Below are 23,484 nucleotides of genomic sequence, written 5' to 3' on the forward strand. Positions count from 1 at the left end.
AGACCGAGACCGAGACCGAGACCGAGACCGAGACCGAGACCGAGACCGAGACCGAGACAAATCTAACCGTATCTGCTGATGAACTTCAAATCATTGCTCTAAATAAAGCATCAAATTCGAGTGAGCTATTCATAGCGGAGGTTGATGTAAAGCAAGATCAGACAGTAACTGATGCATCTATGCAGCAAAGCCAGCAGCCTACTTTCGTAGCAGAGCTCATTGCTGATTCTTCTCTCACGGAGACGGATACAAAAAATCCGGCAGATCAGTCCCCTGCAATAAAGGATGTTCCAGAAACTCTGAAACTTAATCAATACGTGGCACATCTGCATTCGCTGCATAGCGAAGATACTTCGCTACAACAGCTATACAGTTTAAATATTTCTGACCTGCCTGAACTTTACCAGCATGTAGATTTACTGTTGTATGGGGCAGACATAGAAAACTGGCAACAACGCCCGATTTATCTGGCAGAACAGATTAGCCAGCAAGGTCATTTTATTAAATATCTGGCTTTATTGGGTGCAGAAGACCAGATGCAGGCCATTCGGTTAATGCAATTATTTAATGCTCCTTCCCAGCATGCCATGGCTGCAATTAAGCAGATTTTCTGGGTAGACTTGGCCGATCGTTTTACTGACATTGAATCGCTGTTTGAGGCCTATATCCATAAGGCTGTTTGTATCTGGAATGATGAAAACTATATTCCGTTTATTCCTGCACAACTGCTTCAGACCCAAAAAATTATTCAGTTTGAAGAAAGTGCTGCCAATATTCATACTCCGCTACTTTTACTCAAAGAACGGCAAAAAATACGCATCATTCATGGGCAAAAACGTTTAGCCCTCTCACAGACTGAATCGGCTTATCCTTATTTTTTATTAGAACGCCATCATGGAATTAGCTGGCAAATGATTCAGATGATTATTGCCCAATTCAAGCCTCCAATCGATTGCCGGGAATTATATAAAGAGATTCAAAAACATATTTCAGATTAAGTTTTTATTTTTGTAGCCAAAGCTTGCTTTTTAGTCTGTATTTTTAACAGACTAGACAGCATCAGATAATATAAGAGCAAGGATATGCAGCAAAAACAATTATCTATATTAAAACCCCTCTTATGTGTGTTGATCTCTGGATTAATGTCTACTGTCAGCTGGTCAAACTTAGCTGAAACCGGGGCTAATCAACCAAAGCGTATCGCAACAGAAACAGAAACAGAAACAGAAACAGAAACAGAAACAGAAACAAATTCTAATTTGCTCTATCAGATTCCAAGCCTGATTGATGCGATGCCGACAGTTTTACCGCAACAGTCGGATGCAGTGATTGTTCCTCCCATACAAGCCACTGAAAAGCAAAGCTGGCTAGATCGCAAACAACATGAAATCCGGAATTGGACCGACCGTAGCTCACATAAAATTGATAACTGGTTTGGAGAAACCGATCCGAATGATCCAGCTTCAGCAACCCTCCGTCTGATTATCGATAACAGCTGGAATAAACATGATGGTTATGAAATTAAGCCGCGTCTTCGTGGAAAAATTAAACTTCCGACCTTAGAACGTAAAGTCAGCCTAATATTTGGTGATGACTCTCTGGATAATGAACTGAAAAATAATATCGCCATTACCGATGAAAACCCGGATAGCAGCAGTAGTAAAGCTTTAGACAGTGAACGGACGCGAGAAAGTAACAGCTCTTTAGCCCTGCGTTGGTCTGATTTTTCCAAGCGTCTTCCTTTTGAGACCGATCTGGATTTAGGGGTCCGTTCAGGAGATGATATTTATTTACGGCTAAAGGCTTCCAGAGACTGGCAACTGGAAAATGATTTCAGATTCCGTGCTGAACAGATTTACCGCTATGGAATTCAGAGTGATAACTACTTAAGAACCAATCTGGAACTCTCACATTCTCGTCCGAATCAGGCATTTCTGTCTAATCAGTTCAGCCTGACCTATTCGGATCAGCAAGTTGATGACTTAAGCTGGGATAATTATCTGTTTAGACAACATCAGTTTTTCCATAATAACCGTTTTGCCTATGGCCTCTATACTGGCGGTTTTTATAATAATAATGACCTCCGCCTGAACAGTTGGGGACCCTATATTTCATGGCGACAACCTTTCGTGCGTGAATGGTTTTTTCTACAGGGCGATTTGAACTATCTCAATGACCAGCGTGAAAACCGGAGTCATTTCCTTGGCGCATCAGTGCGCCTAGAAGCATTGTTCTAGGCAGGTCAGTTCCAGAAATTGAGCAACAATGATTTATATTTTTCTGCAATAAAAAACCTCCCGAAGGAGGTTTTTTATTGCACAGCAAAGCGTACTTATTTCAACAATAAACTATTGATATGCTTAACATAGGCAGCAGGATCTTCCGGTAGACCACCCTCGGCAATCACGGCCTGATCAAAAATCACATTGGCCAAATCATCAAACTGGTTCGATCCTTCCAGCTTTTTCACCAAAGGATGTTCCGGGTTAATTTCCAAGATCGGTTTCGACTCAGGAACAGCCTGACCGGCTTGTTTCAACATACGAATCAATTGTGGCGAAAGTTCACCTTCACCTGTCACCAAACATGCAGGCGAATCGACCAGACGCGTAGTCACCCGCACTTGTTGGGTTTTGGCCTTGAGTGCATCTGAAAGCTTATCTACGACAGGTTTAAACTGTTCAGCTGCTGCTTCCAGGGCTTTCTTCTCTTCAGCATCCTGCAGATCACCCAAGTCCACGGCACCTTTAGACACGTTTTGCATAGGTGTACCATCAAACTCGTGCACAAATTCCATTGCCCACTCATCTACACGGTCTGCCATTAACAGCACTTCAATACCTTTTTTCTTAAACAATTCCAGCTGCGGAGAATTTTTTGCAGCAGCCAGACTATCAGCAGTTACGTAATAAATGGCCTTCTGACCTTCTTTCATGCGTGCCTTATAATCGCTCAATGAAGTGGAAACTTCATCATTGCTTGAAGTCGAGAAGCGTAATAATTTTAAAATACGTTCACGGTTACCCAAGTCTTCACCCAAGCCTTCCTTAAGTACTGAACCAAATTCAGCATAGAAAGTTTTGAATTTTTCCTGATCCTGTTCATCTTCAGATTTTGCCAGACCATCCAGCATGGTCAGCACACGGCGGGCATTTCCTTCACGAATGGTTTTGACATCGCGGCTTTCTTGCAGCAATTCACGGCTAACATTGAGGGGAAGATCGGCACTATCCACCACCCCTTGCACAAAACGCAAATAGTTTGGAATCAGGTTATCTGCTTCATCCATAATAAACACGCGTTTTACATACAGCTTGATGCCGGCTTTGGCTTCACGGGTAAAGAGGTTGCCAGGTGCCTTGCTTGGCACATACAGCAACTGGGTGTATTCGGTACTGCCTTCTACACGGTTATGCGTCCAGGCCAAAGGCGCATCAAAGTCATGGCTTAAGTTCTTGTAGAACTCGGTATATTGCTCGTCAGTGATCTCATTTTTATTGCGGGTCCAGAGTGCGCTGGCAGAGTTAATCGCTTCCCATTCGTCAGTTTTAACGTATTCACCAGGCTTAGCTTGTTCACCTTCAGCCGCATCTTCTTGCTGCCAGATTTCTTTCTGCATTTCAATCGGCAAGCTGATGTGGTCAGAGTATTTATTGATGATTTGCTTAACTTTATAAGATTCTAAATACTCAAGAGCATTGTCACGCAAATGCAAAATGATATCTGTTCCACGTGAAGCCTTATTGATTTGTTCAACTTCGAAATCACCGGTACCGGTACTGATCCAGCGTACTGCGTCAGTGATATCGGCAGCTGCATGACGTGATTCTACGGTAATTTTTTCAGCAACAATAAAGCCTGAATAAAACCCGACACCAAACTGGCCAATCAATTGTGCATCTGACTTTTGATCGCCAGACAGTTTAGACATGAAGTCTTTGGTACCTGATTTGGCAATGGTACCCAAGTTATCAATGGCTTCCTGTTGGGTTAAGCCAATACCATTATCAGAAATGGTGAGGGTTTTATTCTCTTTATCCAGGCTGACACGTACATGCAAGTCAGGGTCATTCTCATAATATTCAGGATGATTAATCCCTTCAAAACGCAGCTTATCGCAGGCATCCGAAGCATTCGAGATCAGTTCTCGCAGGAAAATTTCAGGGTTTGAATAGAGAGAATGCGTCACTAAATGTAATAGCTGTGCTACTTCGGCCTGGAAACTATGTTTTTGTGCGCTATGTTCACTCATAAATCACTCCTTAAATTCATTACACAGTTTTTATTGGATGCTTAATGAATGGAGTGAGTTAGCGAATTTTCAATAGGACTAAATAAATTTTTCTTAAAAAGGACCCTGTTGATAGACACGTTCCATATACAGATCCAGTTTTTGTTGGCGCATTTTATAAACTTCAGTTAAACAACGGCTTGAATTGCCACATTGATCGCGCAACTGTAACCATTTGACTTGTTCATCCTGAATGACCCCACGTGTTCCCATCGGTACCAAACGTTTAATCATCTGGTAGGTGGTGGCCATTTTGACATCAGCATCATTAATAGCGCGATGATCACAAATTGCATGTTCTGTTACAGTACGTGCCTTGTCACAATTAAAACTGGCAGCAGATGCAGAACCCATCAAAAAACTAAAAAAGACTGCACCACATAAAGTGAATAATTTCATGATTCTTCTTACTCTTTTAGCTTATTGTAGACGATTAACTTAAACGCATTTTTAATGATTAAACAGAACTAAAATGCTCAATTTGTGTGATTTATTGTGACTGAATAAGTAAATAAAAAGATCCCCATCAGAGATGGGGATTTTGACGCTGATTTGTTATTTTAGTTTTAGTCTTGGTTTTAGAATTTGTAGCTATAACCAATGGTGTACACAAGTGGATCAATATCTAAATCAAAATTAGGAATTCCATCAATTTGCACTTCTGGGCTAATTTGGGCATAACGTACGTCAGCAAATACACCCCAGTTTTTCGCATCAGCTGGTTTAAAGTTCAATCCAACTTGACCTGCAAAACCAAAATCTTCTTTAACGTTGACATTGCCAAGACCTGATTCCTCATCCCAAGCAATAAATGCTGTACCACCCACACCAATGTATGGTGTGAAGCCAGTTGAGTTTTTAAAGTTATATTTCACTGTTAATGTAGGTGGTAACTGCTTAATTTTTACAGCTTTATCTCCATTCACTAACACATCATGACTAATTGGTGTTGCAAGAAGTAATTCAGTTGAAATATTGTCATTGAAAAAATATTCTACTGATGGAGTAAATGCATATTCATCATCAGCTTCTACTTTAGCTGCGCCCCCTAAAATACTTGTGTCTCCAGTTGGAGCAACTACAGAACCACCCACTTTAACCTGCCACTGACCTGCCATTGCAGAAGCAGACATCCCCATTAACGCGATAAGAGCAACTTGTTTTAACATTTTTAAACCCCTATGGAAGAATAATAACAGTAATTTTCAAACATTAATTAATAATAAACATGCCTATTATTAATATGCAATAGCTATTAATTATTTTAAATTTCATTTATTTTTAAACTATTGAAAATATTGGTTATTTATTTTAAACTGACCAGCTTAGTTGGTTTTAAATACCAACCAAGCTAATCAGATTAATGATTATATTCCAAGTATATTGCTTGGTTTTATTATATTAATTATTTAATAACATTTATTTTAAATACATATTTTAAAATTAGCAATAAAATGAATTAAAAATTCAATTAAAGTACCATTGCTGCAATCCAGCCAAATACCAATAATGGAATATTAAAATGGATAAAAGTCGGAACCACCGTATCCCAAATATGATCATGCTGACCATCCACACCCAGACCAGCTGTTGGACCTAAAGTTGAATCTGAAGCTGGAGAACCGGCATCACCCAGTGCTGCAGCGGTACCAATCAGTGCCACAGTGGCCAATGGAGAGAAACCGAATTGTACGCAAAGCGGTACGTAAATTACCGCCAATACCGGTACACTGGAGAATGACGAACCAATCCCAATGGTCACAAACAAACCAATAAACAGCATCAGGAAAGCAGCCAAGGCTTTATTGTCACCAATCAGATGCACTACTCCATTCACCAGACTATTGATGTCACCAGTATGCGTCATCACCGAAGCAAAACCAGCCGCAGAAATCATAATGAAGCCGACCAATGCCATCATGCGCATGCCTTGAACAAAGACATCATCAGCCTCTTGCCATTTGAAAATACCCGCAGTAGACAGCACCGCAAAACCGACCAGTCCACCCAAGATCATCGAACCTGAATACAGCTGGGCAATCAAAGTCAAGGAAATCGCGAGTAGTGCCATCAGGATGGTTTTTTTCGCGATAATGGGTGCTTGTTCAGCTTCGTGTTTGAGTTCTTCGGCATCCGCTTGCAGACTCACTTCGCCCGCACGAATTGGTTTGTCCAGATCGATGGTGGTCACACGGGCAACCGCACGATCAATATAATGACGTGGTTTGCGATAGCTGAAAAATACGGCAGTCAACGTACCAATCAGCATGCCAATAACCGGAATGGCCATCCCCATCGGCATCATCCAGCGCTCTACACGCAAGTCATAGGCTGTACCAATTTTATTGATATTGCCCATCAAAATTTGTTCAAGGAAAATTGAACCAAAACCGACTGGTAGGAAAATATAAGTTCCGACTAGCCCCATGGTCAGTACGCATGCTGCCGCACGACGGTCCAGATTCATGTGATTCATCACTTTAAGTAAAGGTGGAACCAGTACCGGAATAAAGGCAATATGCACAGGAATAAGGTTTTGAGAGAAAATGGCTGCAATGAGTAAAATGCTTAACAGTAAATATTTTACTTTTCTGGTTTTTTGATGCGTGGCTTCCGCACCCAGCAAACCAATCAGTTTATGTGCTAAAAGATCAGGCAAGCCTGATTTTGACAAGGCTAAAGCAAAGGCACCCAATACCGCATAAGCCAAGGCAACCTCTGCTCCATCACCTAGCCCCGCATTAAATGCGGTTACAGTATCTGACAAACTTAGCCCTGCAACCAGGCCACCAATAATTGCTGAAATGACCAAAGTCAAGACAACAGAAACTCGTGCCAGTGAAAGTATAAACATCACGGCAATCGCAATTACTACTGCATTCATGTAAATTTTGAGGAAGATGAAAAAGCCGTTATTTTATCAGATTCGCTCTTTTGAAACTGTAAATAAATCGGCTTAGCAATGAACCATCAAATTATTGATTTTAATTAAAATTTAAATAAAGAATCTCTATTCAATTATTTTTTAAGGCAAATGCTTTAATATATTCTGCGACTAACTCGGCTTGACTTAAAATCGCCCAGTGATTGGCATCCACCTCAACGCGTTGAAAATTTTCCGCCCATTTTGGCACTTCATCAATCAGTTCAGGACTGACAAAATTGTCCTGTTTCAGCACGATGGCTTGTACCGGACAAATGGCAAAACGTCGACGTGGCATGCTTAAACGTGGAAGAAAATTGGCACGATATAGCCCGACACCATGCTTTCCATCAGAGGCAATATGAGTATTGCTAGGCAAGTCTTTTTGATGTTCTAGCTGCTGCAAAACTTTGCCCCATTTTTCAGCGCTAAAAAAATGCCAGACTGTTGGGGCAAGCAATGGCAACTGAAAAACAGCGATATACCAGGATTTAGCCAGTTGTTTGAAAAACTTGGGCTTATTTTGTTTAAATTGCTGACGCATCCAAAAAGCCGCATGATCTAAACACGGGCCAGAAATGGTGGTATAGGACAGAATCCTGTGGCTAAATCTGGCTTCAGTCACCGATTCCCAAGACTGGATTGAACCCCAATCATGGGCTGCCAGATGAAATGCCCGATCACCCAACACGGCATTGACCACACTTTCTAAATCGAGCGACAACTGTGCCAAACTATAGTCACGAATTCGTTTTGGAATGGATGATTTCCCGGCACCGCGTACATCATAAGTCAGCACATAAAAATCCTGGATCAACTGCTGAATCACCGGCTCCCAAACTTCCTGATTATCGGGATAACCATGTACCAGGACTAAAGCCGGTTTTGCCTCATTGCCCCAGGTTTTAACATAAAGACGCTGCTGATCCGAGGTGGCAACCCATTGTGTTTGAGCTTGCATGTATTGTTATCCTATTCTTTTATTGACTATTTATTGCAGAGTCTGGGCAATGTGATCAATGCCACCCTGATCATTCTGTTTTAGTATGTTCTGAAGCCATAAAAAAACAATTGACCAAAATGAGCCTTTTAAAAAAACTACAGACAATTCCTGCCATTTCTAAATTTTTATTAAATCGTTATGCACCTTACCGTGGGGCAGGAATTGAGATTGATAAGGTCGATCTGGCAAATTCTCATATTCGTATCAAAATGCCGTTAACGCGTAAAAATCAAAATGTGGTCGGGGTACATTTTGGTGGCAGCTTATATTCGATGGTCGATCCTTTTTATATGCTGATTTTGATGCATCATCTGGGTTCAAAATATATTGTTTGGGATAAATCGGCATCTATACAATTTCTGTCTCCAGGCCGTGGTACGGTCTATGCCGATATTCGGCTAGATTCCACAGAGATTGATCAGATTAAGCAGCTGACTGAAAATCATGCGCCGGTATACCGAAACTATAGTTTAAATATTTTTGATGAAGCAGGCGTACGTATTGCCGAGGTACAAAAAACGGTATACATCCGCCGCAAAAAACCAAAGGCCAGCCCTAAATGATAAAAAGCGCCTGATCAACAAGCGCTTTTATTTAAATTCTAAACGTCAATTAACGTTTTTTCTGTTCAATTGCAGCACCTGCACCGCCACCAATCGCTCCACCAATGGCAGCTCCGGCATTACCACCAAACACGCCTTTACCCACAGCAGAACCAATAGCACCGCCTATACCGCTATAAGTAGCATTACGGTTAGAACCCCCTTGGGTCTTACTACCGACTGCTGCGCCGGCACCACCACCAACTGCTGCACCAAGGCCACCACCAACTTTATTCCCTACTCCACCACCAACGGCACCACCCAATGCAGCCGCGCCAATACGTTGATCTCTTGGAGACATCGAATCACAACCCACCAGCATAAAAGTTGACAAGGTTGCCATTGCCATCACGCTCATTAACTTTTTCATGGGATTTCTCTCCTTTTTTCATTCTTTTAGATTATGCCTATTTTGTGGAAGCAATGACCCTAAAATGTTACCCATTACAGTTAAAATGCAGCGTTTTGTAAAAAGCCCTAAAAATTTCAGGGCTTTTTTATTGGAGCTTGTTCGTCTTCACTGAGCACCACAATATCTTTGGTAATTATTCCATTTTCGGTCAAAACAGCATGTGAAGTTTGAGTGTTTTGGCCTAAATTCTTTTTCTGATCCAGCTTTAAGGTACGATGAATTGGGGCTTGTCCGGATTTAAACTCAACACCTTCTGGATCAATTTTTTTGGTTTGAGAAAGGACCTTGCCTTCTTGCTTTATAGTGGTATTCAATTCAATTTTTGAGGTGGGCACAATCACACCGCCCTTTTGTATCACTGGAATACCTGAACATAGTCAAATACCATTTTTTATCTTTGGCTTTAGGAGCAAGATACATTTTTTTTAAATGATCCATCACTGATGGCTCATCATAAATGTAGATACGATTGATCTTGTTAAGGTATTAAATCAATGCAGGCTTTATTTGCCTAACATAAACAATTCGGCATTGCTGCTGTTGTATAAATACCCTATGTTTAATGACATATTTTCAAGTTAAAAGAATTTCAAAGAAAAATATTCCAAGCGATCAATTAGCTTATAAAAAAAAAATTTAAATGCTGTAGTACTTAAAATTGCAGGAGAGTCAGGATGAAAAAACTTCTTTTATCGATATTGACATTGCTTTGCTTCAATCCATCAGCATATCCCAATGATTTCGATACGAATGCCCTGACTAAAGCTAAATCTTTGAAAAATATTCCTTATGGACAGCATCCTCAGCAAGTGATGGATGTATATTTTCCTGCCAAACTGCCAACTGAGAGCACTCCAGCACCGCTCATCGTTATGGTCCATGGCGGGGCTTGGACCATAGGTGATAAAAACAATGCTGCTGTGGTAAAAAATAAAATTGATTATTGGACCAAACAAGATTGGATTTTTATTTCTATCAACTATAGATTACTTCCTGATGTGTCATTACAACAACAAACGCAAGATATCGCAGAAGCACTCATTTATATTCAAAATCAAGCTCATCATTGGCATGCTGACTCCAAGCGCTTAGTCCTCATGGGACATTCCTCTGGTGCACATTTAGTCAGCTTATTAACAACACGTCCCCTTTGGCTGGTATCACAGCCTCAGTCTTGGCGTGCTACGATTGCTTTAGACAGCGCCGCTTATAATGTAGAAAAAATTATGCGGTCTCCGCATGCACGTTTTTATGATCGAGCCTTTGGTGATCAGCCATTAAACTGGAAAGCCCTTTCTCCCACATCGCAACTTCACCAAACTTTACCTGCATTTCTCGCTGTTTGTTCGACCATCCGTGCCGACCAACCTTGTACTCAGGCACAGCAATTTATTCAACAAGCACAGAAATTAGGGACTAAAGCCCAGTTATTGCCTGTCCCCCTTTCACATATTGAAATCAATAAATCGCTGGGAAAAAATAATCCATATACGCAAGCCGTGAATCAATTTATACAAACCCATTAATTGACCATTGAGATAAACTGAATGGTATCTCATTTAAGCTATAAATTATCTGAACACTATTTAAAATCCTATTTTTACTCGAATCATTCGATCTCTTCTCAAATTCCGGAATATGCCCTCAAATGGAATGCATAAAAAAAGCCACCCGAAGGTGGCTTTTTTTTTGACTAGTTTAAAGGACTAATTACAGACCGTTAAACTCATCGCTGAAAGCCTGGCTTAATGCTTGGTCTACATCAGAGAAGTCATTCACAAGCGCATGTTCTGCAGCTTCTGCTTCTTGACGACGACGTTCCAAGTGGTAAGCAAGACCAGTACCCGCTGGAATCAAACGACCCACAACAACGTTTTCTTTCAAGCCACGTAGATCATCTTCTTTGCCTGTTACAGCCGCTTCAGTTAACACACGAGTTGTTTCCTGGAACGATGCAGCAGAGATGAACGAGTCAGTAGAAAGCGATGCTTTGGTAATACCCATCAATTGACGTTCAAACTTCGCCGGGAACTTGTTCTGTGCAAGAACGGCTTGGTTCTCGCTCATAACGCGGATGTAATCCACTTGTTCGCCTTTGATGAAGCTTGTATCGCCACCGTCAGTAATGTCGACTTTACGCAACATTTGACGCACGATCACTTCGATGTGTTTATCGTTGATTTTTACACCTTGCAGACGGTATACGTCCTGAACTTCGTTCACGATGTAGTTGGTCAACGCCACTTCGCCTTTCAAGCGCAAGATGTCGTGTGGATTTTGCGGACCATCAGAAATGGTTTCACCACGGTTCACATGCTCGCCTTCGAACACGTTGATGGTACGCCACTTCGGAATAAGCTCTTCGTAGATCTCAGAGCCGTCATCCGGAGTAATCACAAGACGGTTCTTACCTTTAGTCTCTTTACCGAAGCTTACAACACCAGAAATTTCAGCAAGAATTGCATGCTCTTTCGGTTTACGTGCTTCGAACAAGTCAGCTACGCGTGGAAGACCACCGGTAATATCACGGGTACGTGAAGTTTCTTGTGGTACACGACCAATAACGTCACCGACACCAATCGTTTCGCCATCACGGACAGAAAGAATGGTATTTTGTGGCAAGAAGTAGAACTGTTCGCCACCATCAGTTGTATCCAATACAACCGCTGGACGCAAATCTTTACCTGACGCAGGACGTGAAGTCACTGGCAAGATTTCGATCGTTGTCATACCTGTTGCATCATCAGTTTTCGATGTCACAGTTACGCCATCAGCAATTTGGCTGAAACGTACTTTACCGGCAACTTCTGTAACCAATGGATGTGTATGCGGATCCCAAGTCGCTACAATACCGCCTGCTTCAACAGCTTCACCATCTTTCAACAAGATAGATGCACCGTAAGGAAGTTTATAGCGTTCGCGTTCACGACCTAAATCATCCGCAATACCGATTTCACCTGAACGTGAAGTCGATACCAAGTGACCTTTGGCATGTTGTACTGTTTTCACGTTGTGGAAACGTACTGTACCTTTGTTACGAACTTGTACGCTGTTTGCAGCAGAAGTTCGGCTCGCAGCACCACCCACGTGGAACGTACGCATGGTTAACTGTGTACCTGGCTCACCAATTGATTGAGCAGCCATTACACCCACAGATTCACCTGGGTTAACCAAGTGACCGCGAGCAAGGTCACGACCATAACATTTCGCACATACGCCAAATGTAGATTCACAAGCTACCACTGAACGTACTTTAACTTCATCGACACCGGCTTCTTCAAGGAAGGCAGCAATTTTTTCATCGATTAAAGTATTACGTGGAAGAATCACTTCGTCAGAACCGACTTTCTTCACATCTTCAGCAACAACACGACCCAATACTCGAGTACCCAAGTTCTCGATTACGTCACCGCCCTGAATGAACGGAGTCATCACAAGACCGCCTAAAGTACCGCAATCAGGCTCGGTAATAACCAAATCCTGCGCTACGTCTACCAGACGACGAGTCAGGTAACCAGAGTTTGCTGTTTTAAGTGCTGTATCGGCCAAACCTTTACGCGCACCATGTGTTGAAATGAAGTACTGAAGTACTGTCAAACCTTCACGGAAGTTTGCTTTAATCGGGGTTTCAATGATCGAACCATCCGGTTTCGCCATCAAACCACGCATACCCGCCAACTGACGAATCTGAGCTGCCGAACCACGGGCACCCGAGTCAGACATCATGTAGATCGAGTTGAATGATTTTTGTTTCTCGTCTTCACCCTGTTTGTTTTTAACAGTGGTGAAAGACAAGTTGTCCATCATCGCTTTCGCTACCTGGTCATTGGTACGTGCCCAGATATCGACAACCTTGTTATAACGTTCACCGGCAGTTACGAAACCTTGTTCAAACTGTTGTTCAATTTCGCGAACTTCAGTTTCTGCTTTTTCGATAATCGTATATTTGGTTGGCGGAATCAGCATGTCTTCCATACCAACAGATACACCAGAGCGAGTCGCTTGACGGAAGCCCAAGTACATCAACTGGTCAGCAAAGATAACGGTATCTTTCAGACCCAATTTACGGTAGCAAGAGTTGATTAACTTAGAGATGTTCTTCTTGGTCATCTCAACGTTAATTTGCTGGAAGTCCATACCTTCAGGAACAACTTCCCAAAGTAAGCAACGACCTGGAGTCGTATCAACAATAATGGTTTGCTGTTCGCGGTTACCATCTTCATCAATTACAGTCTGGTGTACACGTGCTTTTACGCGAGCGTGTAAATTCACTTGACCAGTCGCCAATGCGCGGTTTACTTCATCAGTATCCGCAAACACCATGCCTTCACCTTTGGCATTGATTGCATCACGCGTGATGTAATACAAGCCCAAGACAACGTCCTGAGACGGTACGATGATTGGTTCACCGTTGGCTGGAGACAAGATGTTGTTGGTCGACATCATTAACGCACGAGCTTCTAACTGAGCTTCAAGTGTTAATGGAACGTGTACCGCCATTTGGTCACCGTCGAAGTCGGCGTTGAACGCAGCACATACGAGTGGGTGTAGACGGATCGCTTTACCTTCAATCAGGGTCGGTTCAAATGCTTGAAGACCCAAACGGTGAAGTGTTGGCGCACGGTTCAACATCACTGGATGTTGACGAATCACATGAGCAAGAACATCCCAAACTTCCGGCGTTTCACGCTCAACCATTTTCTTCGCAGCTTTAATGGTTGTTGCTTGGCCAGATGCTTGTAGTTTTGCGAAAATGAATGGCTTGAACAGTTCAAGTGCCATTTTCTTCGGAAGACCACACTGGTGCAAACGTAAAGTCGGACCTACGGTAATAACCGAACGACCTGAATAGTCGACACGTTTACCCAATAAGTTTTGACGGAAACGACCTTGTTTACCTTTGATCATGTCGGCCAAAGATTTAAGAGGACGTTTGTTCGAACCTGTGATTGCGCGACCACGACGACCGTTATCTAACAATGCATCTACAGACTCTTGCAACATACGTTTTTCGTTACGTACGATAATGTCTGGAGCAGCAAGGTCAAGAAGACGTTTCAAACGGTTGTTACGGTTAATCACACGACGGTAAAGATCGTTCAAGTCAGAAGTCGCGAAACGACCACCTTCAAGAGGAACCAACGGACGAAGATCTGGTGGAAGAACTGGCAATACAGTTAATACCATCCATTCTGGCTTGTTGTTTGACTCTTTGAACGCTTCCATCAACTTCAAACGTTTAGACGCTTTTTTCAGCTTGGTTTCTGAAGTTGTGTTTGGAATTTCTTCACGCAGGCGTGAAATTTCGTTTTCAAGATCGATATCTTTCAACAAGTCCTGAACGGCTTCTGCACCCATTTTCGCAGTAAATTCATCACCGTGTTCTTCTAACGCTGTGAAGTATTCTTCATCGTTAAGAAGCTGGTATTTCTCCATTGGAGTCATACCTGGATCAGTGACCACGTAAGATTCAAAATACAATACGCGTTCGATGTCACGTAAAGTCATGTCTAAAAGAAGACCGATACGAGACGGTAACGATTTCAAGAACCAGATGTGTGCAACTGGAGAAGCAAGCTCAATGTGACCCATACGTTCACGACGAACTTTCGCAGTTGTTACTTCAACGCCACATTTTTCACAAATGACGCCTTTGTATTTCATACGCTTGTATTTACCACACAAGCATTCGTAATCTTTTACTGGACCAAAGATTTTGGCACAGAACAAACCATCACGTTCAGGTTTGAACGTACGATAGTTAATTGTCTCAGGTTTTTTAACTTCACCATGAGACCATGACTTAATCATTTCTGGTGACGCAAGACCAATACGGATGCGGTCAAACTCTACAGGAGCATGACCGTCTGAATCCGTCTTTTTGCGCATGATATCGAGCAAGTCTTTCAATTTTTTTCTCCGTGTGTTGTGGAGATTTTCACTTCACAACTGGGTCACAAATATTGTTTTTTACTGAAATTCGGGAATCTCAAAAAATCCCCCTAAATCCCCCTTTATTAAGGGGGACTTTCTCCTCTCTTTTCTAAAGAGGGGCCGGGGGAGATTTCTTAGTCACCATTTTTCAGTTCAATGTTGATACCTAAAGAACGGATCTCTTTGGTCAATACGTTGAACGATTCAGGCATGCCCGGATCCATATAATGGTTACCATCTACAATATTTTTGTAGATACGGGTACGGCCTTCAACGTCATCCGACTTAACAGTAAGCATTTCTTGGAGCGTATAAGCTGCGCCATATGCCTCAAGAGCCCAGACTTCCATCTCACCGAAACGCTGACCACCGAATTGAGCTTTACCGCCCAATGGTTGTTGCGTTACTAGAGAGTAAGAACCTGTAGAACGTGCATGCATCTTGTCATCAACCAAGTGGTTCAATTTGAGCATGTACATGTAACCTACAGTTACTGGACGGTCAAAACGTTCACCTGTACGTCCGTCAAACAATACGGTTTGACCAGAACGTGGAATGTCTGCAAGTTCAAGCAACTCTTTGATTTGGCTTTCATCAGCACCATCAAATACAGGAGTTGCAAGAGGAATACCTTTACGCAAGTTTTTAGAAAGCGCCAGGATTTCATCATCAGTCAGGCTATCAAGATCTTCTTGCTCGCCACCGACTTTGTTATAAATCTTATCTAAGAAGATACGCAGTTCAGCAATAGTACGCTGTTCTTGCAGCATCTTGTCGATTTTATCGCCAAGACCTTTTGCCGCCATACCCAAGTGAGTTTCAAGAATCTGCCCCACGTTCATACGTGAAGGTACACCCAGTGGGTTTAACACGATATCAACCGGTACACCGTTAGCATCGTGTGGCATGTCTTCTACCGGTAAGATGTTTGATACAACACCTTTGTTACCGTGACGACCCGCCATCTTATCACCTGGTTGGATGCGACGTTTAACCGCAAGGTAAACCTTAACAACTTTCAATACGCCAGTTGTTAATTCGTCACCTGTAGAAAGTTTGCGTTTTTTCTCAGCAAATTTCTCGTCAATCTCGAAGCTCTTCTCTTTCAAGAACACTTGAATTTGAGTTAAACGTTCAGCGATTGCTTCATCAACAGGTTGGATATCCAACAAATCAACAAGCTCTAAACCAGCCAATAAATCTTCAGTTAATTTATCGCCACGTTTAGTTGTGCCACCACCGTTAGATTCTTGACCTTTCAACAAACGAACGATACGTTCACGTGCTGCTTCTTCGAAGATTTTGAATTCTTCTTTCAAGTCTTTACGGTAAGCATCAAGCTGAGCTTTTTCAATTGCTTGAGCACGTTCGTCTTTTTCAAGACCGTCACGTGTAAACACTTGAACATCGATTACTGTACCTTTAACACCTGAAGACACGCGTAAAGATGAGTCTTTAACATCAGCCGCTTTTTCACCGAAGATTGCACGAAGCAATTTTTCTTCCGGTGTTAATTGCGTTTCACCTTTAGGCGTTACTTTACCTACCAGGATGTCGCCCGCAGTTACTTCAGCACCGATGTAAACGATACCTGATTCATCAAGTTTAGAAAGTGCAGCTTCACCAACGTTAGGAATATCGGCAGTAATTTCTTCTGCACCTAACTTGGTATCACGAGCCACACATGATAATTCTTGAATGTGAATCGAGGTTAAACGGTCTTCTTGAAGAACGCGCTCAGATAACAAGATCGAGTCTTCGTAGTTGTAACCGTTCCAGGTCATGAACGCTACGCGCATGTTTTGACCAAGTGCCAATTCACCGCCATCTGTAGATGGACCATCCGCAAGAACGTCACCACGACCCACTTTATCACCAAGTTTCACAAGAACTTTTTGGTTGATACAAGTGTTTTGGTTAGAACGTGTATATTTGATCAGGTTGTAGATATCTACACCTGCTTCACCCGCGATCATCTCTTCTTCGTTTACACGAATAACCACACGAGAAGCATCAACGAACTCGATACGACCACCACGTTTCGCAAGAACACATACACCTGAGTCGTGTGCTACGTTTGCTTCCATACCAGTACCAACAAGCGGCTTGTCAGCGATCAACGTAGGTACTGCCTGACGTTGCATGTTTGAACCCATCAATGCACGGTTGGCATCATCGTGTTCAAGGAATGGAATAAGTGATGCAGCAACAGATACAACCTGTTGAGCCGATACATCCATATGCGTCACTTTTTCAGGAGGCATACGTACGAAATCACCTTGGTGACGTACAGAAACAAATTCTTCTGTTAAGTTACCTTCTTTATCAATTGCAGAATCGGCCTGTGCAATGACAGTACCTACTTCTTCAATTGCAGAAAGATATTCAACGTCATCTGTTACACGACCATCAACAACTTTACGGTATGGAGTTTCCAAGAAACCGAAGTTATTACATTTTGCATAAACAGACAATGAGTTGATCAAACCAATGTTTGGACCCTCAGGAGTCTCAATTGGACAAACACGACCGTAGTGAGTTTGATGTACGTCACGTACTTCGAAGCCGGCGCGTTCACGTGTTAAACCACCAGGTCCAAGCGCTGATACACGACGTTTATGTGTAATTTCAGACAATGGATTGTTTTGGTCCATGAACTGAGATAACTGGCTTGAACCAAAGAATTCTTTGATTGCAGCAGCCACTGGTTTCGCATTGATTAAATCTTGCGGAGACAAGTTGTCAGTTTCAGCTTGGCTTAAACGTTCTTTAACAGCACGTTCTACACGAACCAAACCAACGCGGAATTGGTTTTCTGTCATTTCACCGACTGAACGTACGCGACGGTTACCCAAGTGATCGATATCGTCGACTTCACCTTTACCGTTACGAATTTCAACCAGTGTTTTTAATACATCTGTAATATCTTCGTTTGAAAGAATACCTTCAACTTCACGTGACTTCTGGTCTGTACCGACTTCGTAAGGACGACCCAAACGACGGTTGAACTTCATGCGGCCTACTGGAGACAAGTCATAACGTTCAGAAGAGAAGAACAAGTTGTTGAATAAGTTTTCAGCAGCTTCTTTTGTTGGTGGCTCACCTGGACGCATTACTTTGTAGATTTCTACCAGTGCTTCTTCACGACCTGAAGTCGTATCTGCACGTAAAGAGTCCGCAACAAAAGAACCACGATCAATGTCATTGGTGAACAGAATATTGAACTGTTTAACACCGCCTTCTGCAATCTTCACCATGATCTCATGGCTCAATACTGTGTTTGCAGCAATGACATCGCCATCTTTTAATGCGATATCTTCAGCAGTGATGCGTTCGTACAAGTACTCATCAGGAACAGGAAGCTTGGTTAAGCCAGATGCTTCCATTTGACGGACATGACGTGCATTAATACGTTTACCTTGTTCAACAATCACTTTGCCGTCAGCATCAGCAATGTCGAATTGAGCCATTTCACCGCGCAGGCGTTCAGGCACAAGGTCAATTTGATAACTACCCATGTCAAGATACACAGGTACTTTTTCATAGAACATGTCTAGAACTTGTTCGTTGCTATAACCTAATGCACGTAGAACAACAGTCGCGAGTAATTTACGACGACGGTCAATACGTACAAAGACAAGGTCTTTAGCATCGAATTCAAAGTCTAACCATGAACCACGGTAAGGAATGATACGTGCTGAATAAAGAACTTTACCGCTAGAGTGAGTTTTGCCTTTATCGTGGTCAAAGAATACACCTGGTGAACGGTGTAATTGAGATACGATTACACGCTCAGTACCATTGATTACAAAAGTACCGTTTTCAGTCATGAGTGGCATTTCACCCATGTACACTTCTTGTTCACGTACGTCTTTAATTGATTTAGTTTCGCGATCTTTAATGATCAGACGAATTTTCACACGCATTGGTGCTGCATAAGTTGAACCGCGTAAAATACATTCACGCACGTCAAACTCAGGCTTACCAAGACTATACTCAACAAATTCTAAAGCAGCATTGCCAGAATAACTTTCAATAGGAAAAACTGAACGAAATGCGGCTTGGAGACCGATATCTTCGCGGTTTTTTGGTGTTTTGCCATCTTGTAAGAATGTTCGGTACGAGTCGACCTGAATCGCGAGCAAGTACGGAGCATTCATGACGCTAGGCAATTTACCAAAATTCTTACGGATCCGTTTCTTTTCGGTATATGAGTATGCCATCTGGAGTCCTCGGAAAGTAAACTAAGCTCGCCTGCAGAACGAGCCTAGAAGGAATTACACAGGCCGATATGGCCACCACTTTTTACAAATGCTGCAATTTTTAGTGGTATTAAAACGCTTAGCAATATTTTCAAATATAAAAAATATTGATAAGCATTTGATATTATTGATTTATTATAGTAATTGATGTTTTTTACATCAATCAAACAAAAATCGAGCCGATAATTGTAACGCAAAAAGGCTGATGACCCAAGAGCCATCAGCCATTTTTTGGGGTCAATTTAAAATTAGACCCCGATCGAAATTACTTAACAGTAACTGTAGCACCAGTTTCTTCAAGTTTTTTCTTAAGTTCTTCAGCTTCTTCTTTAGAAACGCCTTCTTTAAGAACTGAAGGAGCGCCTTCAACCATGTCTTTAGCTTCTTTCAAGCCAAGACCAGTGATTTCACGAACTGCTTTAATTACAGCAACTTTGTTAGCACCGAAAGAAGTCAACTCAACGTTGAATTCAGTTTGTTCTTCAACAGCAGCAGCAGCAGGACCTGCAGCAACAGCTACAGCAGCAGCAGATACGTTGAATTTTTCTTCGAAAGCAGAAATAAGTTCAACAAGTTCAAGAACAGTTTTTTCAGCAACTGCGTTTAAGATTTCTTCGTTTGTTAAAGCCATGAGAGTAACTCCAAATGGGTATTGAATGGTGTGAAAATAGATTTAAGCTTATGCAGCTTCTGACTCGTTTTTCTCTTGAAGCGCTGTAAGTAAGCGGCCCAATTTCGAAATAGGAGCTTGAAGAACATTGGCAAGCATAGTAAGTGCTTTCTCTTGGTTCGGAAGATTCGCGATAACGCTAACTTCAGCACCTTGATAAAGTTTGCCGTCAAATGCAGCAGCTTTAAGTTCAAATGCTTTGTTAGTTTTAGCAAATTCTTCGAACAAGCGAGCAGCTGCGCCCATGTCGTCTTCAGAAGTTGAGAAAGCCAAGATTGTTGGGCCAACAAGGTTGTCGTTCAAGATATTGAATTGAGTATCTTGAAGAGCGCGTTTAGCCAAAGTATTACGTACAACGCGTGTAGCAACACCTAACTTACGAGCTTCAACACGAAGAGCAGTTAATTGCTCAACAGTTAAACCTTGGTAGTCAGCAACAACAGCAGCAAATGCAGTAGAAGCAACTTCAGTTACTTCAGCTACGATCTGTTTTTTGCCTTCGATAAGAAGAGCCATTGTAAAACCTCCTAACGGTGATTTATGCACTCCAACGAGTACACTCCCAATTCGTAAATTTATTGCTAAATTTACACGCGGAGGATGAACAAATCACACCACCGCGTCTACTCGGACTGGACTTTTAAGAAGCGAGCTCCGAAGAACTCCCCTCGCCCGAGGTCTTTGACGCTGATAAACAAATATTTATCAATTCAAAGTTTGCCTAAGTTGCGCAAGAGTTCCGAAACCGGTTGCTCTTGCATAAGTTTTAAAGCAGTGCTTTTAAACTTACTCAGGGCTTTAAAATTCTATTAAATAAGTCGAGACTTATTTAGAAATGTTTGCTACGTCAACAACAAGACCTGGGCCCATAGTTGAGCTTAGAGTGATCTTTTGAACGTAAACACCTTTAGAAGTCGCAGGTTTTGCTTTCTTAAGGTCAACGATAAGCGCTTCAACGTTTGAACGAATAGCTTCAGCAGTAAAACCTACTTGACCAATCGCAGCGTGGATAATACCCGCTTTGTCTACACGGTAACGTGCTTGACCAGCTTTTGCATTTTTAACTGCAGTAGCAACGTCAGGAGTTACAGTACCCACTTTAGGGTTAGGCATTAAGCCACGTGGACCAAGAATCGTACCTAATTTACCCACAACACGCATAGCGTCAGGTGCAGCAATTACCACGTCAAAGTCAAGGTTACCCGCTTGGATGCTCTCAGCAAGATCATCAAAACCAACGATGTCTGCACCTTCAGCTTTAGCAGCTTCAGCAGCAGCGCCTTGAGCAAATACAGCAACACGTACAGTTTTACCAGTACCTGCAGGAAGTGTAGTCGCACCACGAACAACCTGATCAGATTTACGTGGGTCAACACCTAGATTTACAGCCACATCCAAAGATTCTTTGAATTTAGCAGCAGGTAGGCTGTTAAGAACTTGTACTGCTTCTTCCAAAGTGTAAACTTTGTTTGCTTCAATAGCAGCAGCAATGGCTTTTTGACGTTTAGTTAATTTAGCCATGTCTTATAGCTCCACTTCCAAGCCCATAGAACGCGCAGAACCAGCAATGGTACGTACACGTGCGTCTAAATCAGCACCAGTTAAATCTGGTTCTTTAGTAGTCGCAATTTCTTCTAATTGAGCGCGAGTCAACTTACCAACTTTAGTTTTGTTAGGTACAGCTGACCCCTTAGTAATACCAGCAGCTTTCTTAAGAAGAATCGCAGCAGGTGGAGTTTTCATGATGAATGTGAACGACTTGTCGTTGTACACAGTAATCACTACAGGAATTGGAAGACCTTGTTCAACTTTTTGTGTAGCAGCATTGAATTCTTTACAGAATGCCATGATGTTAACACCACGTTGACCTAGTGCAGGACCAATCGGTGGAGATGGATTCGCTTTACCAGCTGGAACTTGCAGCTTGATATAGCCGTCAATCTTCTTAGCCATTTCAAATTACCTCTGGGTACAAACGCCGCTAGGCTCCCCAACATTATTCATGTAACAAAACTGTTACAACAACAATGCCCGATCCATAATAAATCGGGCGTTTTCAATCCAATTTAAATTAGTTCGCTTTTTCGACTTGACGAAATTCGAGCTCAACCTGAGTTGGACGATTGAATACATTGATTGTCAACGTTAAACGTGACTTCTCGTAAAGAACTTCTTCCACCACGCCTTTAAAGTCGGTGAATGGACCATCAATAACGAGTAATTCTTCGCCTGGCTCAAACATTGTCTTAGGACGAGGTGCTTCACCAGTATTGCGTACACGTGCAAGAATCGCATCAGCTTCTTTTTGCGTAATTGGAGCCGGTTTTTCAGCCGTACCACCAATAAAGCCTAATACTTTTGGACATTCTTTAACAATGTGCCAAGTATCATCATTCATTTCCATTTCAACTAATACATAGCCAGGAAAGAATTTACGCTCTGATTTACGCTTCTTGCCATCCTTCATTTCTACGACTTCTTCAGTCGGAACAAGGACTTCACCAAAGCTATCGGCTACAGCGCTACGCTGGATTCGATCATTAAGCGAGCGTAACACCTGTTTTTCATAACCCGAATAGGCATGAATAATGTACCAACGTTTCATAGCTCTCTTACCCGATAATAAACTTCATTAACCAGCCTAAAATGTAATCAAAACACCATAAAACAATGGAAGCGATTACAACAACCGCAAGAACATGCCAAGATGTGGTCACTGTTTCCTGCTTGGTCGGCCAAGTCACACGACGTAACTCGATTCGCGCGTCTTTCAACAAACGAACAAAGCCTTTGCCTTGATGGGTGGCGTATAATAAACCTAAAGCCACTACGATACAAGCCAAAATCACACCAACGCGCACACCAACATTATTCGCAGGTGCCCAATACGCTGGCAAATACTGACCCACCATGGTCGCACCAATGAGTAAAATCAATGCGATAACCCATAGAACAATATCTAACGGGGAACCAGAATTAACAACTTCAGCAGAATTATTTCTTTGTGGAATTGGCGCTTCGCTTAATGCGTCACGCGATTTATCATTCGACATTTTTGTACTCGTCGTAGGCTTCGCGACTTATTATATGACAATTTAACCAGCATCAAGCTTTTTTTTAAAAAAATGGCAGGCCAGGAGGGACTCGAACCCCCAACATTCGGTTTTGGAGACCGACGCTCTACCAATTGAACTACTGACCTACAATACAAATCGGGAACTTAAGTCCCCGACCTGTAGTTTCAACTTATCGTATTATGCAGTTACTTTAGCAACTACACCAGCACCAACTGTACGACCACCTTCACGGATCGCAAAACGTAGACCTGGGTCCATTGCGATTGGGTGGATCAATTCTACTGACATTTCTACGTTGTCACCCGGCATA

General features: G+C 42.2%; 18 protein-coding genes, 1 tRNA gene and 2 pseudogenes. 4 read left to right on the forward strand and 17 right to left on the reverse strand.

Translation table 11 applies throughout. The features are described 5' to 3' along the window. Together LZZ98_RS14955 and LZZ98_RS14960 are read left to right on the forward strand one after the other, a co-directional pair. A pseudogene (locus LZZ98_RS14955) lies at nucleotides 1–998 on the forward strand (hypothetical protein); the annotation flags it as partial. Between the two features lie 144 nt (nucleotides 999–1,142). After that, a complete protein-coding gene (locus LZZ98_RS14960) occupies nucleotides 1,143–2,237 on the forward strand; it encodes a hypothetical protein (protein WP_442862725.1) in 1,095 nt (364 codons plus the stop codon). Nucleotides 2,238–2,332: 95 nt separating this feature from the next. On the opposite strand, the gene htpG is transcribed toward LZZ98_RS14960, so the two are convergent. The 5 genes from htpG to LZZ98_RS14985 all read right to left on the reverse strand — a co-directional run bounded on the left by htpG (nucleotide 2,333) and on the right by LZZ98_RS14985 (nucleotide 8,175). Then, complete coding sequence (gene htpG / locus LZZ98_RS14965) at nucleotides 2,333–4,252, reverse strand: molecular chaperone HtpG (protein WP_237788533.1); 1,920 nt, start codon at nucleotides 4,250–4,252, stop codon at nucleotides 2,333–2,335. Between the two features lie 93 nt (nucleotides 4,253–4,345). Then, on the reverse strand, nucleotides 4,346–4,690 hold the full coding sequence (locus LZZ98_RS14970; protein WP_237788534.1) for a lysozyme inhibitor LprI family protein: 345 nt from the start codon (nucleotides 4,688–4,690) through the stop codon (nucleotides 4,346–4,348). Nucleotides 4,691–4,869: 179 nt separating this feature from the next. After that, nucleotides 4,870–5,460 carry an OmpW/AlkL family protein gene (locus LZZ98_RS14975; RefSeq protein WP_237788535.1) on the reverse strand — a complete coding sequence of 197 codons (591 nt, stop codon included), beginning with the start codon at nucleotides 5,458–5,460 and terminating at the stop codon, nucleotides 4,870–4,872. Between the two features lie 302 nt (nucleotides 5,461–5,762). After that, nucleotides 5,763–7,175 (reverse strand): Na+/H+ antiporter family protein, encoded by a 1,413-nt coding sequence (locus LZZ98_RS14980; protein ID WP_237788536.1) that lies wholly within the window; start codon nucleotides 7,173–7,175, stop codon nucleotides 5,763–5,765. A gap of 130 nt (nucleotides 7,176–7,305) precedes the next feature. Further along, nucleotides 7,306–8,175, reverse strand: coding sequence for an alpha/beta fold hydrolase (locus tag LZZ98_RS14985; protein ID WP_237788537.1), 870 nt, complete (start codon nucleotides 8,173–8,175; stop codon nucleotides 7,306–7,308). Nucleotides 8,176–8,294: 119 nt separating this feature from the next. Here LZZ98_RS14985 and LZZ98_RS14990 point away from each other — a divergent pair, with 119 nt between their 5' ends. Next, nucleotides 8,295–8,780, forward strand: coding sequence for a DUF4442 domain-containing protein (locus LZZ98_RS14990; RefSeq protein WP_237788538.1), 486 nt, complete (start codon nucleotides 8,295–8,297; stop codon nucleotides 8,778–8,780). A gap of 49 nt (nucleotides 8,781–8,829) precedes the next feature. On the opposite strand, the gene LZZ98_RS14995 is transcribed toward LZZ98_RS14990, so the two are convergent. Together LZZ98_RS14995 and LZZ98_RS15000 are read right to left on the reverse strand one after the other, a co-directional pair. Further along, complete coding sequence (locus tag LZZ98_RS14995) at nucleotides 8,830–9,189, reverse strand: DNA transfer protein p32 (protein WP_086175342.1); 360 nt, start codon at nucleotides 9,187–9,189, stop codon at nucleotides 8,830–8,832. A 116-nt stretch (nucleotides 9,190–9,305) separates the two neighbouring features. Then, nucleotides 9,306–9,590 (reverse strand): hypothetical protein, encoded by a 285-nt coding sequence (locus LZZ98_RS15000; RefSeq protein WP_237788539.1) that lies wholly within the window; start codon nucleotides 9,588–9,590, stop codon nucleotides 9,306–9,308. A 315-nt stretch (nucleotides 9,591–9,905) separates the two neighbouring features. On the opposite strand from LZZ98_RS15000, the gene LZZ98_RS15005 reads away from it, so the two are divergent. Beyond that, nucleotides 9,906–10,757 (forward strand): alpha/beta hydrolase, encoded by an 852-nt coding sequence (locus LZZ98_RS15005; protein ID WP_237788540.1) that lies wholly within the window; start codon nucleotides 9,906–9,908, stop codon nucleotides 10,755–10,757. Nucleotides 10,758–10,941: 184 nt separating this feature from the next. On the opposite strand, the gene rpoC is transcribed toward LZZ98_RS15005, so the two are convergent. From rpoC to LZZ98_RS15055, 10 genes and pseudogenes are all read right to left on the reverse strand, one after another. Beyond that, nucleotides 10,942–15,141: a DNA-directed RNA polymerase subunit beta' gene (gene rpoC / locus LZZ98_RS15010; protein ID WP_237788541.1), complete on the reverse strand. Its 4,200-nt coding sequence runs from the start codon at nucleotides 15,139–15,141 to the stop codon at nucleotides 10,942–10,944. Nucleotides 15,142–15,299: 158 nt separating this feature from the next. After that, a complete protein-coding gene (rpoB, locus tag LZZ98_RS15015) occupies nucleotides 15,300–19,388 on the reverse strand; it encodes a DNA-directed RNA polymerase subunit beta (protein WP_237788542.1) in 4,089 nt (1,362 codons plus the stop codon). Nucleotides 19,389–19,692: 304 nt separating this feature from the next. Continuing rightward, the gene (gene rplL, locus LZZ98_RS15020; protein WP_086175347.1) at nucleotides 19,693–20,058 is read right to left on the reverse strand and encodes a 50S ribosomal protein L7/L12; all 366 of its coding nucleotides are present in this window, start codon (nucleotides 20,056–20,058) and stop codon (nucleotides 19,693–19,695) included. A 48-nt stretch (nucleotides 20,059–20,106) separates the two neighbouring features. After that, entirely contained in the window at nucleotides 20,107–20,613 is a 507-nt protein-coding gene (rplJ, locus tag LZZ98_RS15025) for a 50S ribosomal protein L10 (RefSeq protein WP_086175348.1), read from the reverse strand. 309 nt (nucleotides 20,614–20,922) lie between these two features. Next, the gene (rplA, locus tag LZZ98_RS15030; RefSeq protein WP_237788543.1) at nucleotides 20,923–21,618 is read right to left on the reverse strand and encodes a 50S ribosomal protein L1; all 696 of its coding nucleotides are present in this window, start codon (nucleotides 21,616–21,618) and stop codon (nucleotides 20,923–20,925) included. Nucleotides 21,619–21,621: 3 nt separating this feature from the next. Further along, complete coding sequence (gene rplK / locus LZZ98_RS15035; protein WP_237788544.1) at nucleotides 21,622–22,050, reverse strand: 50S ribosomal protein L11; 429 nt, start codon at nucleotides 22,048–22,050, stop codon at nucleotides 21,622–21,624. Nucleotides 22,051–22,168: 118 nt separating this feature from the next. Next, a complete protein-coding gene (gene nusG / locus LZZ98_RS15040) occupies nucleotides 22,169–22,702 on the reverse strand; it encodes a transcription termination/antitermination protein NusG (RefSeq protein WP_086175351.1) in 534 nt (177 codons plus the stop codon). A gap of 7 nt (nucleotides 22,703–22,709) precedes the next feature. Then, the gene (gene secE, locus LZZ98_RS15045) at nucleotides 22,710–23,150 is read right to left on the reverse strand and encodes a preprotein translocase subunit SecE (protein ID WP_237788545.1); all 441 of its coding nucleotides are present in this window, start codon (nucleotides 23,148–23,150) and stop codon (nucleotides 22,710–22,712) included. A 73-nt stretch (nucleotides 23,151–23,223) separates the two neighbouring features. Beyond that, nucleotides 23,224–23,299 (reverse strand) — tRNA-Trp (locus LZZ98_RS15050). A 52-nt stretch (nucleotides 23,300–23,351) separates the two neighbouring features. Continuing rightward, nucleotides 23,352–23,484: pseudogene (locus LZZ98_RS15055) on the reverse strand (hypothetical protein); the annotation flags it as partial.

This window comes from Acinetobacter sp. SM34, assembly GCF_022012365.1.
Lineage (GTDB): Bacteria > Pseudomonadota > Gammaproteobacteria > Pseudomonadales > Moraxellaceae > Acinetobacter.